The sequence below is a fragment of the Streptomyces flavochromogenes genome (assembly GCF_000717595.1).
GTDB lineage: Bacteria > Actinomycetota > Actinomycetes > Streptomycetales > Streptomycetaceae > Streptomyces > Streptomyces flavochromogenes.
In genome coordinates, this window is record NZ_JNZO01000106.1 from 1 (window position 1) to 466 (window position 466).

Here is a 466-nt window from a genome sequence, read left to right on the forward strand (position 1 = left end):
CGGTCCTCGCGGACGATCACCGCGGCCTGCGCGACCGAGTCGTGGGCCAGGAGCGCGGTCTCGATCTCGCCGAGCTCGATGCGGAAACCGCGCAGCTTCACCTGCTGGTCCGCGCGCCCCTCGAACACCACCTCACCGAACTCGTTCCACCGCGCCAGATCGCCCGTCCGGTACATCCGCTCACCGGCCGGACCGAACGGATCCGCCACGAACCGCTCGGCCGACAGAGCGGACCGGCCCACATACCCCCGGGCCAGATGACTGCCGGCGACATACAGCTCCCCGACCACACCGGGAACGACCGGCCGCAGCCCCTCGTCCAGCACGTACATCCGCGTATTCGCCATCGGCACCCCCAGGTGCAGACGCTCCACCACCCGCTCACCCGGCCCGAAGGCCTGATAGCTGCAGAACACCGTGGACTCCGTCGGCCCGTACGCGTGCACCACCGACGTGTCCGGGCACG

1 protein-coding gene is annotated in these 466 nt (G+C 70.4%); it reads right to left on the reverse strand.

Annotation, left to right across the window (positions count from 1 at the left end):
* Positions 1–466, reverse strand: a 466-nt coding sequence (locus IF00_RS42265; RefSeq protein WP_037640566.1) for an AMP-binding protein, incomplete at both ends; no start/stop codon positions are given.